Source organism: Bacillus xiamenensis, from assembly GCF_000300535.1.
In the GTDB taxonomy this organism is placed as follows: domain Bacteria; phylum Bacillota; class Bacilli; order Bacillales; family Bacillaceae; genus Bacillus; species Bacillus xiamenensis.
In genome coordinates this window covers 13,409-30,291 of sequence record NZ_AMSH01000016.1, presented here as the reverse complement: position 1 = coordinate 30,291, position 16,883 = coordinate 13,409, and the positions used below count along the sequence as shown (strand labels likewise).

General features: G+C 42.5%; 13 protein-coding genes, 2 tRNA genes and 1 pseudogene. All 16 read left to right on the top strand.

What is annotated here, in order from left to right:
- Window positions 1-23: 23 nt before the first annotated feature.
- The 16 genes and pseudogenes from mfd to hpt all read left to right on the top strand — a co-directional run bounded on the left by mfd (window position 24) and on the right by hpt (window position 16,799).
- Entirely contained in the window at window positions 24-3,557 is a 3,534-nt protein-coding gene (gene mfd, locus BA1_RS07660; RefSeq protein WP_008357426.1) for a transcription-repair coupling factor, read from the top strand.
- 139 nt (window positions 3,558-3,696) lie between these two features.
- Complete coding sequence (gene spoVT, locus BA1_RS07655; protein WP_008357424.1) at window positions 3,697-4,233, top strand: stage V sporulation protein T; 537 nt, start codon at window positions 3,697-3,699, stop codon at window positions 4,231-4,233.
- Between the two features lie 202 nt (window positions 4,234-4,435).
- The gene (locus BA1_RS07650; RefSeq protein WP_008357421.1) at window positions 4,436-6,040 is read left to right on the top strand and encodes a putative polysaccharide biosynthesis protein; all 1,605 of its coding nucleotides are present in this window, start codon (window positions 4,436-4,438) and stop codon (window positions 6,038-6,040) included.
- Window positions 6,030-7,514 (top strand): bifunctional methyltransferase/pyrophosphohydrolase YabN, encoded by a 1,485-nt coding sequence (gene yabN / locus BA1_RS07645; RefSeq protein ID WP_008357419.1) that lies wholly within the window; start codon window positions 6,030-6,032, stop codon window positions 7,512-7,514. Before BA1_RS07650 ends, yabN begins: the two co-directional genes overlap by 11 nt.
- Window positions 7,511-7,771: an RNA-binding S4 domain-containing protein gene (locus BA1_RS07640; protein WP_008357417.1), complete on the top strand. Its 261-nt coding sequence runs from the start codon at window positions 7,511-7,513 to the stop codon at window positions 7,769-7,771. The genes yabN and BA1_RS07640 overlap by 4 nt, the downstream gene beginning before the upstream one ends.
- Before the next feature lie 74 nt (window positions 7,772-7,845).
- On the top strand, window positions 7,846-8,154 hold the full coding sequence (gene yabP / locus BA1_RS07635; RefSeq protein ID WP_008357415.1) for a sporulation protein YabP: 309 nt from the start codon (window positions 7,846-7,848) through the stop codon (window positions 8,152-8,154).
- Complete coding sequence (gene yabQ, locus BA1_RS07630) at window positions 8,151-8,789, top strand: spore cortex biosynthesis protein YabQ (protein WP_008357412.1); 639 nt, start codon at window positions 8,151-8,153, stop codon at window positions 8,787-8,789. Before yabP ends, yabQ begins: the two co-directional genes overlap by 4 nt.
- Before the next feature lie 18 nt (window positions 8,790-8,807).
- Complete coding sequence (locus tag BA1_RS07625) at window positions 8,808-9,182, top strand: FtsB family cell division protein (protein ID WP_007496186.1); 375 nt, start codon at window positions 8,808-8,810, stop codon at window positions 9,180-9,182.
- Window positions 9,183-9,264: 82 nt separating this feature from the next.
- Window positions 9,265-9,660 carry a S1 domain-containing RNA-binding protein gene (locus tag BA1_RS07620; RefSeq protein WP_008357409.1) on the top strand — a complete coding sequence of 132 codons (396 nt, stop codon included), beginning with the start codon at window positions 9,265-9,267 and terminating at the stop codon, window positions 9,658-9,660.
- Between the two features lie 180 nt (window positions 9,661-9,840).
- Window positions 9,841-9,914: transfer RNA gene (locus BA1_RS07615), tRNA-Met, on the top strand.
- A gap of 147 nt (window positions 9,915-10,061) precedes the next feature.
- A tRNA-Glu gene (locus tag BA1_RS07610) sits at window positions 10,062-10,133 on the top strand.
- A gap of 322 nt (window positions 10,134-10,455) precedes the next feature.
- Complete coding sequence (gene spoIIE / locus BA1_RS07605) at window positions 10,456-12,939, top strand: stage II sporulation protein E (protein WP_008357407.1); 2,484 nt, start codon at window positions 10,456-10,458, stop codon at window positions 12,937-12,939.
- A 76-nt stretch (window positions 12,940-13,015) separates the two neighbouring features.
- Window positions 13,016-13,753: a vWA domain-containing protein gene (locus tag BA1_RS07600; RefSeq protein WP_008357406.1), complete on the top strand. Its 738-nt coding sequence runs from the start codon at window positions 13,016-13,018 to the stop codon at window positions 13,751-13,753.
- A complete protein-coding gene (locus tag BA1_RS07595) occupies window positions 13,737-14,744 on the top strand; it encodes a protein kinase domain-containing protein (protein WP_008357404.1) in 1,008 nt (335 codons plus the stop codon). Before BA1_RS07600 ends, BA1_RS07595 begins: the two co-directional genes overlap by 17 nt.
- A gap of 96 nt (window positions 14,745-14,840) precedes the next feature.
- Window positions 14,841-16,263 (top strand): annotated as a pseudogene (gene tilS / locus BA1_RS07590) (tRNA lysidine(34) synthetase TilS).
- Window positions 16,260-16,799: a hypoxanthine phosphoribosyltransferase gene (gene hpt / locus BA1_RS07585; protein ID WP_008357399.1), complete on the top strand. Its 540-nt coding sequence runs from the start codon at window positions 16,260-16,262 to the stop codon at window positions 16,797-16,799. Before tilS ends, hpt begins: the two are co-directional and overlap by 4 nt.
- The last annotated feature ends 84 nt before the right edge of the window (window positions 16,800-16,883 follow it).

Sequence of the window (16,883 nt, the reverse complement as noted above, 5' to 3'; positions counted from 1 at the left end):
AACAAGCAGGGAGGAGGAGCCAAATGAAAAACATACAAACATTTATCAAACAAAGTGATGATTTTCAGTCCATTTTTAATGGGCTAAAGGAAGGGTTAAAAGAACAGCTGCTCGCCGGATTATCAGGCTCCGTCAGATCTTTATTTACAGCCACCATATCAGACGAACTAAAGCGGCCGATGTTTATTGTGACCCACAACTTATATCAGGCGCAGAAGGTGACAGATGATCTCACAAGTGTGATGCCGGATCGCTCAGTTCTTCTTTATCCTGTCAATGAACTTATTGCATCTGAGATTGCTGTGGCAAGTCCTGAGCTTAGAGCACAGCGTCTTGATGTCCTGAATCGGCTTGCAAATGGAGAAAACCCGATCGTCGTTGCTCCGGTAGCCGCGGTGCGTAGAATGCTTCCGCCAGTTGAACTCTGGAAGGAGAGTCAGATCCATTTAAAGATCGGTGAAGAAATTGATTTGGAGGCGTTTTCAAAACAGCTTGTTCAAATTGGTTATGACCGGACATCTATGGTTGCTGCGCCTGGAGATTTTAGTGTGCGCGGAGGAATCATTGACATTTATGCGTTAACGGAAGATCATCCGATTCGTATTGAGCTGTTTGATACAGAAGTGGACTCTATTCGGACCTTCCACTCTGACACGCAGCGTTCACTGGAGTCCCTTCAGGAAATCAATATTGGTCCAGCGAAAGAGCTGATTGTAAGAGGTCCAGAACGAGTGAGAGCGATTGAACAGCTTGACGAAGGACTTGCGAAAAGCTTAAAGAAATTCAACTCTGATAAACAAAAAGAGCTGCTGCATCAAAATATTTCTGCTGATCGAGAGAAGCTGCTAGAAGGCATTGTGACACAAGAAATGACGAAGTACCTGTCCTATTTCTATGAAAAGCCTGCTAGTTTGCTAGATTATACATCGCAGGATACGATTATTATTCTAGATGAAATCAGCAGAATTCAGGAGATGGAAGAACAGCTTGAACAGGAAGAAGCAGATTGGACAATTGGTCTGCTTGAAGAAGGGAACATTCTGCATGATTTAACACTTTCCTTCCCATTCCAAGAGCTGATCAATCAGCAATCAAGATCGATTCTGTACTATTCCTTGTTTTTGAGACATGTTCAGCAGACGAATCCGCAAAATATCGTCAATGTATCTAGTAAGCAAATGCAGAATTTCCATGGGCAGATGAATGTGCTTGCAAGCGAAATCGAACGCTACAAAAAGCAGAATTATACGGTTGTCTTTTTGGGTGCGGATGAAGAGCGCACAGAGAAGCTGTCATCTGTCTTACATGATTATGACATTGAAGCGGCTCTTGCCAAACCGGACGCTGAGCTTGTAAGCGGGCAAGTGTATATTTTACAAGGTGAGCTGCAAACAGGCTTTGAACTGCCTTTATCAAAAATTGCAGTCATCACAGAAGGTGAGCTTTTCAAGAAACGTGTGAAGAAGCAGGCACGCAAGCAAAAGCTGACGAACGCAGAGCGAATCAAAAGCTACTCAGAGCTTCAAGTGGGCGATTATGTGGTGCACATTAACCACGGGATCGGTAAGTATTTAGGAATTGAAACGCTTGAAATCGGCGGCATTCATAAGGATTATTTAAATATTCATTATCAAGGAAGCGACAAGCTTTATGTACCGGTTGAACAAATTGATCAGGTGCAGAAGTATGTAGGATCTGAAGGAAAAGAGCCCAAGCTGTACAAATTGGGCGGTAGTGACTGGAAACGCGTGAAGAAAAAAGTAGAATCATCTGTTCAGGACATTGCAGATGATCTCATTAAGCTGTATGCAGAACGTGAAGCGAGCAAAGGGTATGCTTTCTCGCCTGATCATGAGATGCAGCGCCAGTTTGAATCTGCGTTCCCTTACCAAGAAACAGAAGATCAAATTCGTTCGATTCATGAAATCAAACAAGACATGGAGCGGGAGCGTCCAATGGATCGCCTGCTTTGTGGAGATGTGGGATATGGAAAAACAGAGGTGGCGATTCGAGCGGCCTTCAAAGCCATTGCAGACGGGAAGCAGGTAGCACTCCTTGTACCAACAACGATCTTAGCGCAGCAGCATTTTGACACGATTATGGACAGATTCCAAGACTACCCTGTCAAAATCGCTCAACTTAGCCGCTTCCGTACACGAAAAGAAACAACAGAAACATTAAAAGGGCTGAAAAACGGAACGATTGATATGGTCATCGGGACACACCGTCTTCTTTCAAAAGACATCGTCTACAAGGATTTAGGGCTGTTGATCATTGATGAAGAGCAGCGCTTTGGTGTGACGCATAAAGAGAAAATTAAGCAAATGAAAGCCAATATTGATGTGCTGACATTAACGGCAACGCCCATTCCGCGTACGCTCCATATGTCAATGCTTGGTGTACGTGACTTATCCGTTATCGAAACGCCGCCTGAAAACCGTTTCCCTGTTCAAACCTATGTTGTCGAGTACAATGGCGCTTTAGTCAGAGAGGCGATAGAGCGGGAACTAGCACGAGGTGGCCAAGTGTATTTCCTTTACAACCGTGTGGAGGACATTGAACGGAAAGCGGATGAAATCTCAATGCTCGTTCCAGACGCGAAAGTTAGCTATGCACATGGGAAAATGAGTGAGAACGAGCTGGAATCCGTCATGATCAATTTCCTTGAAGGTGAATCGGATGTACTCGTCAGTACAACGATTATTGAAACGGGCGTAGACATTCCAAATGTGAACACGCTCATTGTACATGATGCAGATAAAATGGGGCTTTCTCAGCTGTACCAGTTAAGAGGACGAGTTGGGCGCTCGAATCGTGTTGCTTATGCTTATTTCACTTATCGAAAAGACAAAGTGCTTTCTGAAGTAGCAGAGAAAAGACTTCAGGCCATTAAAGAATTCACTGAGCTTGGATCAGGATTTAAGATTGCGATGCGTGACTTAACGATTCGTGGAGCAGGTAACTTACTTGGTGCACAGCAGCATGGATTTATTGATTCTGTTGGATTCGATCTTTACTCTCAAATGCTGAAAGAAGCGATTGAAGAAAGAAGGGGCGATACGACTGCTCAAGAAAAATTTGAGCCGGAAATTGACCTCCAAATTGATGCCTATATTCCAGATAGCTATATTTCGGATGGCAAGCAAAAGATCGAGATGTATAAACAGTTTAGAGCGATTAGTTCCATTGAAGAACGGAAAGAGCTTCAAGAAGAAATGATTGACCGATTCGGTGAATATCCGCAAGAAGTGGCTGATTTGTTCACGATCGCGACGATGAAAGTGTACGCTGTGCAAGAACGTGTCGAGCTGATCAAGATGGAGAAAGGGATTGTCAGACTCACCCTTGATGAGAAAGCAAGCAGTGAAATCGATGGTCAAAAATTATTTGAGCTCGGCAGCCAATATGGACGTGATATCGGTCTTGGAATGGAAGGCAGCAAGCTGATTATTTCTGTCCAAACGAAAGGGAAGAAAACCGAGGAGTGGCTTGAGATGGTTCTTCGTATGCTTCGAGGTCTTCAAGATGTGAAAAAAGAAACCATTCCATCTTCATAAAATTTTGTTGGTCTCTCATGTATATTACGTTTGATGTGACGGATACTAAACTCAGGGTCAAGTGGTGAATGTTGCATAAAGTGGACGCTTTTGTTCCATTCACCCAACACATCATCAAACGAAAGAGAGGCAGCAGTGAATGAAAGCAACTGGAATTGTACGCCGTATCGATGATTTAGGTAGAGTGGTTATACCGAAGGAAATTCGCAGAACATTGCGTATCCGGGAAGGAGATCCGCTTGAGATTTTTGTCGACCGCGATGGAGAAGTGATTTTGAAGAAGTATTCACCGATTAGTGAGCTAGGAGACTTTGCGAAGGAATATGCTGATGCATTATTCGACAGTTTGGGCCATTCCATCCTCATCTGTGATCGTGATACGTATATTGCTGTATCTGGCAGTTCGAAAAAAGAATACTTAAACAAATCCATTAGTGACTTAATTGAACGAACTATAGATCAGCGAAATTCTGTGTTAGAGGACAGCAAGAAAGAGATTCAACTTGTCGATGGTATTGATGATGACGTATCTGCTTATACCATTGCACCTATTGTTGCAAACGGAGATCCAATTGGCGCCGTCGTCTTATTTTCTAAAGAGCGTTCAATGGGGGAAGTGGAGCATAAAGCGGCAGAAACGGCAGCTGGCTTCTTAGCCCGTCAAATGGAACATTAGGTCTAATAATTCTATATCATTTTGATGAAACGAAGAATGCCGATAAAATCATTTGATTTTATCGGCGTTTTTTATATAGGTGAAACAAAAAGGCGAATGTGTCGTCTACTCCTTAGAAAGAAACGGCTTGTGATTGACGTATGATATAATGAGTGCGTTTAAATGCAGATCTATTTTTTGATTGAACATAAAGGAGTCATCCATGAAAAATGCTGTGAATCAGTCGCATCGGCTTTTACAAGGTGCGGTGATTTTAACCATCGCAGGCTTGTTATCAAAGGTACTAAGTGCCGTATATCGTGTCCCTTTTCAAAACATCGTAGGAGACACAGGTTTTTATATTTATCAGCAGGTGTATCCCTTTCTTGGCATTGCGATCATGCTCGGAACAACAGGGTTTCCTGTCATGGTGTCCAAGCTCTTGAGCGAGCATGGTGAAGAGAATCGCCGAATCATTACAAGGGTATCCTTGGTGTATATCACTTTCCTGAGCTTGGTCTTATTTCTTTGTCTATACATAGGAGCAGGCAGCATTGCGAACCTCATGGCAGACAGCCAATTAATTTTGCTCATCCAGATGAGTGCGTTTGTTTTTCTATTTTTGCCGCTTACCGTTATGCTGAGGGGTGTTTTTCAGAGTGACGGCATGATGCTTCCCACTGCGGTCTCCCAATTGGTTGAGCAGCTAATCAGAGTAGGCGTCCTGCTTGTTTTATCCTTTTATTTTGTGAGACACGGCTATTCGCTTTATGAAACAGGAGCGGGTGCGGTGTTCTCCTCTATAGCGGGAAGTGCGGCCTCACTCATTCTCCTTCTTTTCCTTTGGCTGACCTATCGAAAGCGGTCTGCATCGGGCAAGATATTCAAACAGGCTGCGCTGCGGAAAAAAGATGTGCTGAAGAGTTTGGTGCTGTATACATTGACGATTTGTGTGAGTGGTTTGCTTATCCTATGGATGCAAATGATTGATGCCTTTCACCTCTATGCTTTGCTGCGCAGCGAGGGATTGAGTGAAACGGCTGCAAAGGCGGCAAAAGGCGTGTATGACCGAGGTCAGCCATTTTTGCAACTAGGGACGGTGTTTGCGATTAGTATCGGAACCTCTCTTGTTCCATTTTTGTCGTCAGCTTTGAGGAAAGGACAGCACGAAGCGATTCGTCAAAAAGTTCGTACGTCGTTTAAGACAACGTCGGTGCTGGGAATTGGTTCGGCCGTCGGGCTTATTTGTATTTTATCGTCAGTCAATACAATGCTTTTTCGTAATGACTTAGGGACAGGCGCACTGCAAATATTTTGTATATCAATCGCATTTACGTCGATTGCGATCACGCAAACAGCTTTACTTCAAGGACTAGGGCATACCGTGTATCCAGCTGTTGTGGTGATTCTGAGTGTGATGGTGAAATGGGGGCTGACGCTTGCCCTTGTCCCGGTATTCGGTATTTACGGTGCTGCATGGTCAACTGTCTGTGGTTTTTTCGCCGCGGCTGTGCTCAATGCGGTTTATTTGAAGCATAAAGGATGGATTTCAATCAGAGAGCTGTTTCCGGTAAAAATTCTTTTATCAGCAGCTTTTATGGCCATCGTTTTAATAGGATATCAGGTATTGTTTTCTTGGGTCATTCCCTTTGAAAAACGTCCGTTTTCCGTTTTGGAGAGTCTGACATCAGTTTTTATTGGTGGTTTCGCCTTTTTATATAGTATTCTTAAGCTAGAAGTATTTACGGACGAGGAATGGAGACTCATTCCATTAGGAGAAAAGATTTTATATTTTAAACAGATGAGAGGGAATCAAAATGGCAGGTAAGATGACAGTCGTCGGTCTTGGGGCAGGCGACATGGATCAGCTGACGCTCGGTGTATATAAGCAGTTGAAGCAGGCGAAAGAAGTATACATGAGAACACAGGATCATCCGCTCACAGCAGAGTTGATGCAGGAGGTCCCGTCTCTGATCTTTTTTGACGAGATTTATGAAAAACACGATGAGTTTGATTCGGTGTATGAGGAAATCACAGATATTCTATTCGCAGAGGCTGCGGAAAAAGATATTGTCTATGCAGTACCAGGACACCCGTTTGTAGCGGAAAAGACAGTGCAGCTGCTCGTCTCGCAGCAGAAGGAGCGCGGGGTTGAGGTGTATGTTGCTGGTGGACAAAGTTTTCTAGATGCGACCTTTAATTTACTGCAAATTGACCCGATTGAAGGGCTGCAATTTGTTGATGCAGGGGATATGAAAGCGGATGATCTGAAGTTCACCCAGCACGTGCTGATCTGTCAGGTGTATGATCAAATGACAGCTTCCAATGTGAAGCTCACACTTATGGAAAAATTGCCAGACGATTATGAAGTCTACATCGTGACTGCGGCGGGAAGCAGTCAGGAGCAGCTGAAAGCTGTTCCTTTATTTGAACTTGATCGAGATGTGTCGATAAATAACTTAACGAGTGTTTATGTACCTCCGATTCAAGATGAAAAGCTGCTCTATCAACAATTTGACACTTTCCGCGAAGTCATTCGTACATTAAGGGGACCAGGCGGCTGTCCGTGGGATCAAAAACAAACCAATGAGTCGCTCAAGCCTTACTTAATTGAAGAATGCTATGAGCTGCTTGAAGCCATAGATGAAGACGACCCAGATCATATGGTAGAGGAGCTTGGAGATGTGCTGCTTCAAGTTTTACTCCATGCTCAAATTGGTGAAGATGATGGCTATTTCTCAATTGATGACGTCATCCAGCAGGTGACAGAAAAGATGATTCGACGACATCCGCATGTGTTTGGTGATACGAATGTGTCTGAAGCATCAGATGTGGTAGCCAACTGGGAAAAAATTAAGCAGCAGGAGAAGCCGGAGCGGGCAGCATCTATTTTGCAGTCCATCCCAGCGACACTTCCCGCTTTAACAAAAGCCTATAAGCTCCAAAAGAAAGCTGCTAAGGTGGGCTTCGATTGGATAGAAGTAGAAGATATTTGGAACAAATACGAAGAAGAAAAGCAGGAATTCCTTGTGGAAGTGGCAGAGAAGACGCAGGAAGGTGCAACAAAGCACATGAAAGATGAATTTGGAGATCTTTTGTTTGTTCTCGTCAACATAGGTAGGTTCTATCAGCTAGAGCCTGAAACGGCTCTCTCATCTGCTAACACAAAATTCATGCGGCGCTTTCAGCATATCGAACAAAAAGCAAAGGACATGGGACGTTCACTAGAGGACATGACGCTAGAAGAAATGGACGAACTGTGGAACGATGCCAAACGCATTGAAAGAGGTGAACACACGTGAGACTAGATAAATTTTTAAAAGTGTCTCGTTTGATCAAAAGAAGAACATTGGCAAAAGAAGTAGCCGATCAAGGTAGAATTTCCATTAATGGAACGCAGGCGAAAGCCAGCTCTGACGTCAAAGAAGGGGACGAGCTTCAAATCCGTTTTGGCCAAAAGATTGTGACCGTTCAAGTCAACGAGTTAAAGGACACAACGAAAAAAGAAGAAGCTGCTGGCATGTATACCGTGCTGAAAGAAGAGAAAACAGCAGAATAGGGCTTGTTCTAAATATCCCGCCTGTCACATACAATGCAGTAACAATGCAAGTATGAGATATGGGGGATGTATAAATGAATCAATATTATAATCAACCTCAAGGCACGAAGCTGTCATCAGAAGCGGAGCACAATATCACAATGCGCAACAGAAAGCATTTAGATATTACCGGGGTCAAACAAGTAGAAAGCTTCGATAATGAAGAGTTTCTGCTTGAGACGGTCATGGGGGTTCTCGCCATTCGCGGAGAAAATCTGCAAATGAAAAACTTAGACGTAGAAAAAGGTGTAGTGTCCATCAAAGGGCGTGTCTTTGACTTAATCTATGTAGATGAACAGCACGGGGAGAAAGCTAAAGGGATTTTTAGCAAGCTGTTTAAATGACGCTGACAGTCCAGTTTTATACGATGCTTTCGATGGCGGCGATGGGCATCTGGCTGGGCGCATCGCTGGATACGTACAAGCTGTTTGTGAATCGGAAAAAAACAGCAAAATGGCTTCTGGTCATTCACGATCTCATTTTTTGGATGGTGCAGGGGCTCTTATTCTTTTATGTGTTGCTGCTCACAAATGAGGGAGAATTCAGGTTTTATATTTTTCTAGCTGTTGCTTTAGGTTTCTCGATGTACCAGGCATTGATGAAACAGCTTTATATCAACATCCTCAAGTTTATGATGATGTGTATAAATCAGACTGTTCTCGTCTTGAAAAGGCTGATCATGTTGATCGTCTTCCAGCCAATTCGCTGGATCGTTACATTGGTCATAAGTGCTATTCTGTTCTTGTTCCACTCGCTCTTACGTCTTGTTCATTTTACATTTCGACTCGTGTGGAAGGTGCTGTCAATTGTTTGTTATCCGCTTATTTGGTTACTCAATGTGACCATTATTCATCGGATTCCCGAAAAATGGCGAACATCAATAAGGTTGTTTTTCTCAAAAGGAGCAGGAATTTTACAAGGGATCAAGAAATTATCTCGTATCATCAAAACGAAATGGAAACAATTCTGGACAAAGTAAGAGAGGAGGCCTTCATCCTTGAACGAGAGAAAAAGAAATATCGCACAAATACAAAACGATTATCAAAAACAAATGGAACAGCAAGCACAGCGCCTAAAACGCAAACGCCGAGGACTCCTTAGAAGGCTGACCGTGTTTGGTGTGATCGTGCTCATGTTTGCTGTCTTGGTGACAAGTGCCCTCTGGTCGCAATCGTCTGCATTGAAAGAAAAAGAAGAGAAGAAGGTTGCGCTAGAAAAAGAATTGAAGCAATTACAAACAAAGCAGGAAGATATTTCTGATGAAATTAAGAAGCTGAAAAGCAAAGAATACGTACTCGAACTGGCACGACGGGACTATTATATGTCCAAAAAAGGCGAAAAAATCTTTGATGTGGGCAATAAGAGCGATTAGCCTTGTTGACACTTAAAATTCAGTTTATGTATAATTGAACAAATGAGATTTTTTTATAAGTCTAAGGAGGAGCACTTTTTTTATGTCGATTGAAGTTGGCAGCAAGTTACAAGGGAAAGTTACGGGCATTACAAATTTTGGAGCTTTTGTGGAGTTGCCAGGCGGTTCAACTGGTCTCGTTCATATCAGTGAGGTAGCCGATAACTATGTAAAAGATATTAATGAGCATTTAAAAGTCGGTGAACAAGTTGAAGTGAAAGTGATTAACGTTGAAAAAGACGGTAAAATCGGCTTGTCCATTAAAAAAGCAAAAGATCGTCCTCAACAACAATCAAGACCGAGCAGAAATGATTTCCGTCCGAAGGAATCGTTTGAGCAAAAAATGAACAAATTCTTAAAAGATAGCGAAGATCGCTTAACATCTTTAAAACGAAACACGGAATCAAAACGTGGGGGGCGCGGAGCAAGAAGAGGTTAACTTGTTGCTGCTTTCTATATATTTTTCACAACAAAGCACCTGCTGTTTAGTGGGTGCTTTTCTTTCGATACAAATACAACGTTTTTTGAGATTTCGCCATTTAATTTAAAACTTTCTATTGACGGACAAGCGAATCCTTTGTATTATAGTTCTTGTGCTTCTTAGCGCATATTTCATTATGGCGGTGTAGCTCAGCTGGCTAGAGCGTACGGTTCATACCCGTGAGGTCGGGGGTTCGATCCCCTCCGCCGCTATCCTTTTAAATAGAACATTAAGCAAGGCCCGTTGGTCAAGCGGTTAAGACACCGCCCTTTCAACGTTATATATATTAGGGTTCATACCCGTGAGGTCGGGGGTTCGATCCCCTCCGCCGCTATCCTTTTAAATAGAACATTAAGCAAGGCCCGTTGGTCAAGCGGTTAAGACACCGCCCTTTCACGGCGGTAACACGGGTTCGAATCCCGTACGGGTCATCTTCAAAACAGCTTTCTATAGAAAGTTGTTTTTTTGTGCTAAATCAATTACAGAGTTTCAAACGAGTGAGACACCTCCCTTGCACGGCGGTAACACGGGTTCGAATCCCGTACGGGTCATCTTCAAAACAGCTTTCTATAGAAAGTTGTTTTTTTGTGCTTCCGTAAGATTCTGATGAAAGACATCGACTTTCATGAAAGTATGCCTCTTTGACGAATAAAGCGTCGAACGTTTTATGGAAACGACAACTTCTTTTGACAAAATTTCTTTTTCACCTTCGCTATAATGACAAGCAACGAATATTAGGTGGGGGATGAGAAGATGGAAAAACTAGAAAGAAGAACTGATTTAACTGGAGCCGGGTTTGAAAGAATCAGTGCAGGTTTGAAAAAGTTGAAAAACCTGTTTCTTCATCATACACATTCTCTTTTTTTCTATAAAGGGTTTATTTATGTTGTTCTTGGCTTTTTATTAGGACGAGCCTTTATCTTATCTGAAATTATGCCGTTTGCTTTGCCTTTCTTTGGCTCCATGCTGCTCATTAAAAGGGATAAGGCCATGCTTGCCTGTCTTGCTTTACTCGCTGGGGCGATGACGATATCACCTCAAAATGCACTATTCGTGTTTGCGTCATTGATCGTGTTCCTGATCATGTCGAAAGTGGTGTCTTTCATCATCAAAGACCCGGTAAAAACATTACCGGTTGTGATTGTGCTTTCGATGCTGATGACTAGGGGAGCTTTTGTTTACTTAGAGCAGGGTGCTGTACAAAGCTATGACTATGTGATGGCTGGGGTCGAAGCAGGACTAGCATTCATCCTGACACTGATTTTCCTGCAAAGTCTCCCTATTTTTACAGTCAGGAAAATAAAACACTCTTTAAAGGTCGAAGAAATCATTTGTTTTATGATTTTAATTGCATCGGTTTTGACAGGCCTAGCAGGCATTACCTATCAAGGGATGCAGGCAGAGCATATTTTGTCGCGATATGTAGTACTGACTTTTGCCTTTATTGGCGGGGCCAGTATTGGTTGTACGGTGGGGGTAGTCACTGGTTTAATTCTCGGTCTCGCCAACATTGGCAACCTTTATCAGATGAGTCTTCTTGCCTTTTCAGGCTTATTAGGCGGATTATTAAAAGAAGGAAAGAAGGCAGGAGCAGCCATTGGCTTAATTGTAGGTTCTTTACTGATCTCCCTCTACGGAGAAGGGTCAGCGGGGCTCATGACTACGCTATATGAATCACTCATCGCAGTTGCGCTGTTTCTGCTCACACCGCAGTCGGTGACGTCCAAGGTGGCAAAATATATTCCTGGTACGGTAGAGCATGTGCAGGAACAGCAGCAATATGCCAGAAAAGTACGAGATGTGACAGCCAAAAAAGTAGATCAATTTTCTCATGTATTTCATGCGCTGTCTGAGAGTTTTGCGACATTTTACGAGTCCATTCCTGAGGAGAAGAAGCAGGAAGAGGATGTAGATCTTTTTTTAAGTACGATCACAGAACGATCCTGTCAAACGTGCTATAAGAAAAATAAATGCTGGGTGCAGAACTTTGATACAACCTATGAACTCATGAAACAAGTTATGCATGAATCTGATGAAAAAACGTATGAGCATAACCGGAAGTTAAAAAAGAAATTCAGTCAGCACTGCTCAAAATCAAAGCATGTCGAAGAATTGATTGAAGAGGAGATCGCTTACTACAAAGCGAACCAGACCTTGAAGAAAAAGGTCCAAGACAGCAGGCGTCTTGTGGCAGAACAGCTTATGGGGGTCTCACAAGTCATGGAGGATTTTTCCCGGGAAATAAAACGAGAAAGAGAACAGCATTTTATTCAGGAAGAGCAGATGATAGAAGCACTTCAGCATTTTGGCATTGAGATTCAGCAAGTAGAAATCTATAGCTTAGAACAGGGGAATGTCGATATAGAAATGAGAATCCCGTATTGCCAAGGTCATGGGGAATGCGAAAAAATCATCGCCCCAATGCTTTCAGATATTTTAGAAGAACAGATTTTAGTGAAAACAGAGCAATGCGCCGAGCATCCAACAGGCTATTGTCATGTTGTATTTGGTTCAGCTAAATCGTATCGAGTGGCTACAGGCGTAGCGCATGCAGCGAAAGGCGGAGGGTTAGTATCTGGAGACAGCTACAGTATGATGGAGCTGGGGGCAGGTAAATATGCCGCAGCGATTAGTGATGGGATGGGAAATGGAGCAAGAGCTCACTTTGAAAGCAATGAAACGATCAAGCTGTTAGAAAAAATCTTGGCGTCTGGTATCGATGAAAAAGTGGCGATTAAAACGATTAATAGCATTTTATCTTTACGGACGACAGATGAAATCTACTCAACGTTAGATTTATCAATCATTGATTTACAGGATGCAAGCTGTAAGTTTCTAAAGATTGGTTCAACCCCTAGCTTTATTAAACGGGGTGATCAAGTGATGAAAGTACAAGCCAGCAACTTGCCTATTGGAATTATTGATGAGTTCGAATTAGAGGTTGTGAGTGAACAGATGAAGGCTGGAGATCTGCTCATCATGATGAGCGATGGTATTTTTGAAGGTCCAAAGCATATTGAAAATCATGATTTATGGGTCAAACGAAAAATGAAGAGTTTTAAAACAGAGGATCCACAAGAGATTGCTGATTTATTAATGGAGGAAGTCATTCGAACAAGATCAGGTCAAATTGATGACGATATGACGGTTGTCGTCATTAGGCTCGACCATAACACACCAAAATGGGCATCCATTCCGACAGGTACATTCTATCTGGAGAAACAAGAGATTTCTTAACATATCGTATAATATGAATTTCTTCTGGCGATGATGGGGATATAAGCATTCAGTTACAATCCCAGGAGGAATGAAGATGCGAAAAGGTCACGTAAACCAAATCTTATTGATTACAGATGGCTGCTCAAATCATGGGGAAGACCCACTTGCGATTGCCGCATTGGCAAAGGAACAAGGGATCACAGTCAATGTCATTGGCATTATGGAAGAAAACAGACACGATCATGAAGCGATGAAAGAAGTAGAGGGGATCGCTCTCGCAGGCGGAGGCATCCATCAGGTTGTCTACGTCCAGCAATTGTCTCAAACGGTACAAATGGTCACAAAAAAGGCGATGACACAAACGTTACAAGGTGTTGTGAATAAAGAATTGCAGCAAATTCTTGGCAAAGATACTGAAATTGAAGAGCTTCCGCCAGATAAGCGTGGAGAAGTGATGGAAGTTGTCGATGAGTTAGGTGAGACTGTTCATCTTCAAGTGCTCGTGCTTGTAGATACAAGTGCAAGTATGAAACCGAAGCTGCCAACTGTCAAAGAAGCACTGATTGATCTCTCTATTAGTTTAAATTCGAGAATTGGTGAAAATCAGTTTGGGATGTGTGTATTTCCCGGGAAACACTCAGATGCAGAAATTGTGTTGAACTGGACGCCTCGGTTCGATTCGTTATCATCTATTTTTCCAAAGCTGACTATCGGAGGGATTACACCAACTGGGCCAGCAATCCGAGAAGCACTTCAGCATTTCAAATCAGTTCGTTCACGTAAAGGGCTGCTTGAAGCAAAGGAAGAGCATGATGATGAATTCGGCTTCTAACATCCCGCTAGGTACGATGATCAAAGGGAAATGGCATCACCATCATTACCGCATTGTAAAAGAGCTGGGAAAAGGGGCGAACGGTGTTGTCTATCTGGCCGAATCGCCAAATGGGCAAGTGGCCCTTAAAGTGAGTGATGACAGTATGCTCATTGCATCTGAAGTCAATGTATTAAAATCCTTTTCAAAGGCTCCTGTGAAAACCATGGGGCCTTCTTTTTATGATATGGATGATGCCCTTTATCCTGGCATGTTACAAAAGCGTTCGTTTTATGTGATGGAGTATGTCAGAGGACCGTTACTGCTCGAATTTGTGAAACAAAAAGGCGATGAGTGGATCATTGTTCTTATGATTCAACTGTTGTCTAACCTGTCTCACCTACATAAAGAAGGCTGGATATTCGGTGACTTGAAACCTGATAATCTCATCGTTTCAGGTCCCCCAGCCACGATTCGATGTATTGATGTTGGAGGAACAACGAAGGCAGGAAGGGCAATTAAGGAGTATACAGAGTTTTTTGACCGCGGCTACTGGGGATTCGGTACAAGAAAAGCAGAACCATCTTATGATCTATTTGCCTTAAGTATGATCATGGTGAACTGTGCCTATAAAAAAGAATTCAAAAAAGGGACAGAACCAGAAAAACAGCTTTATCGGGCCATTGAGGGACATCCTTTATTAAAGCGATATGAGAGGGTGTTAAAGGCTGCTCTTCAAGGTAAGTATCTATCAGCGGAAGATATGAAACGTGCGATGCTGAGAGAAGGCCAGCTGCTTGCTTCAAGCAAAACACGCCAAAAGAAGCAAACGCAGCCAAACAGACAAAAGCCTGCTGTTCATCAAAACCAGCAGGTAACTTCACGATCGAGAGTGGCTTCGTCGAAAAGAACATCAGTACGCAAAAAATCAGGCGGACTTTTTGAAACCATTCTCATCGTTTGCAGTGTGCTCGCTCTTTACTGTGCATATGTGGTTTTATTCCTGTTGTAGAGCTGTAAAAAAGCAGGCTTCTTCTTTGCTTGGAGCTACTGAAAGTGATAGGATATGTATATCTTTAAATTACCTGCTCTTTGTGAGGAGGAAGTTGTGAATAGAATTGAATCTTTTTTGAAAAAACATGATGTTTCCCTTGAAAATACGACAGTCATTGTCGGGGTTTCTGGCGGACCAGATTCTATGCTCTTGCTGCATGAACTAAACAAGCGTCAAAAAGGTTCCTTTCAGCTGATTGCAGCCCATGTAGATCACATGTTCAGAGGAGAAGAATCCTTTGCTGATTTGGCATTTGTTGAAGCGTACTGTAAAGAGCATGAGATCCTTTTTGAATCGGCACGCATACAGGTCACCCAATATGCAAAAGAAAACCGCTTAAACAAACAGGCAGCTGCAAGAGAGTGCAGATATGCTTTCTTTCGTCAATTGATGGAACAGTACAACGCTCAATTTATAGCGCTTGCACATCATGGAGACGATCAAGTAGAAACAATGATGATGAGGCTGACAAGAGGGACTGTTGGAATAGGGCTCGCAGGTATTCAAGCAAAACGTCCTTTTCAAGAAGGTTGGCTCATTCGTCCGCTCATTGGATATTCTAAGGACGACGTGCTCACAGCTTGCGAAAAAGAACATGTTCCCTATGTCATTGATCAAAGCAATCACACAGATGACTACTTGAGAAACCGGATAAGAAGACACATTCTTCCCGTGTTAAAAGAAGAGGCACCTCATGTGCATGAAAGCTTTCAGTTTGTAAGTGACATGCTGACTGAGGATGAGCATTACTTGCAGGCATTAACAAAGAAGCAAATGAACCAAGTCATTACGAGTCAAACGCCTAAGCAAATTGAGATCAAAACGAAGCCTTTGCTTGACCTGCCTTTGCCTTTACAAAGAAGAGGCATTCAACTAATATTAAACTATCTTTATGAAAACACTCAATCAGCGTTTTCAAACCAGCATATTCTAGGGACTTTGGACTGGTTATCTCATACTGATCAACCGTCTGGATCATTAGATCTGCCAAAAGGTTTACAAGCTGTCAAATCTTATGATCACTGTATGTTTACCTTTGAACGCTCGCTAGTCATAGATCAGTCTTATGCTCATCTTTTAAAGGGTGAGATCGGCGAAGAACTTTTTCTCCCGAATGGACAGTCTATCGTGGTATCAAATCATGTTCCGAAGGATGCACGGAACGGGAACCATTTTTTCTTGCTTCAAAAAGATCATGTTCGATTCCCTTTGATCATTCGCTCACGAAAAAAAGGTGATCGAATCAAACTTAAAGGGATGAATGGATCAAAAAAGGTGAAAGATATATTTATTGATAAAAAAGTGCCTCTTGCAGAAAGAGACAGCTGGCCGATCGTCACTGACTCGGATCATCAAATCATCTGGATCCCAGGTCTGAAAAAATCCGTTTTTGAAGAAATTGATATGACAAACAGCGATCTCATTGTATTACAATATAGACAGCACGAAAATTTGTAGGGGGCAAGCAAAAGCATGAAACAAGATATTGAAAAGATTTTGATCTCAGAAGAAGAGATCCAGCAAAAAGTAAAGGAACTGGGCGCAACATTAACCAGCGATTATGATGGTAAATTTCCCCTGGCTATTGGTGTTTTGAAAGGGGCTCTTCCATTCATGGCAGATCTGATCAAACACATTGATACATATTTAGAGCTCGATTTTATGGATGTATCTAGCTACGGAAAATCTACCGTATCTTCTGGAGAAGTGAAGATCATTAAGGATTTAGATACTTCTGTTGAAGGAAGAGATATTCTAATTATGGAAGATATCATCGACAGTGGGTTAACTTTGAGCTATCTGGTAGAGCTTTTCCGATACCGTAAAGCAAACTCCATCAAAATTGTGACGTTGCTTGATAAACCAAGCGGCCGCAAAGCAGACATCAAAGCAGATTATGTTGGGTTTGAAGTACCAGATGCATTTGTTGTCGGCTATGGATTGGATTTCGCTGAACGTTACCGAAACCTCCCGTATATTGGAGTGTTAAAACCATCTGTTTACGAAGGCTAATCAGCATACGTATACATGAGGTTATTGGTTGTGTTGGAATGATTTTCTATGATACTATTGAACATAGTTGTGCTTACTGTGGGA

Coding starts and splice junctions, on each gene's coding strand:
- BA1_RS07595 (WP_008357404.1), top strand. CDS start 13,737: ATGAATTCGGCTTCTAACATCCCGCTAGGTACGATGATCAAAGGGAAA.
- yabQ (WP_008357412.1), top strand. CDS start 8,151: ATGACGCTGACAGTCCAGTTTTATACGATGCTTTCGATGGCGGCGATG.
- mfd (WP_008357426.1), top strand. CDS start 24: ATGAAAAACATACAAACATTTATCAAACAAAGTGATGATTTTCAGTCC.
- BA1_RS07650 (WP_008357421.1), top strand. CDS start 4,436: ATGAAAAATGCTGTGAATCAGTCGCATCGGCTTTTACAAGGTGCGGTG.
- yabP (WP_008357415.1), top strand. CDS start 7,846: ATGAATCAATATTATAATCAACCTCAAGGCACGAAGCTGTCATCAGAA.
- spoIIE (WP_008357407.1), top strand. CDS start 10,456: ATGGAAAAACTAGAAAGAAGAACTGATTTAACTGGAGCCGGGTTTGAA.
- BA1_RS07600 (WP_008357406.1), top strand. CDS start 13,016: ATGCGAAAAGGTCACGTAAACCAAATCTTATTGATTACAGATGGCTGC.
- BA1_RS07620 (WP_008357409.1), top strand. CDS start 9,265: ATGTCGATTGAAGTTGGCAGCAAGTTACAAGGGAAAGTTACGGGCATT.
- spoVT (WP_008357424.1), top strand. CDS start 3,697: ATGAAAGCAACTGGAATTGTACGCCGTATCGATGATTTAGGTAGAGTG.
- yabN (WP_008357419.1), top strand. CDS start 6,030: ATGGCAGGTAAGATGACAGTCGTCGGTCTTGGGGCAGGCGACATGGAT.
- hpt (WP_008357399.1), top strand. CDS start 16,260: ATGAAACAAGATATTGAAAAGATTTTGATCTCAGAAGAAGAGATCCAG.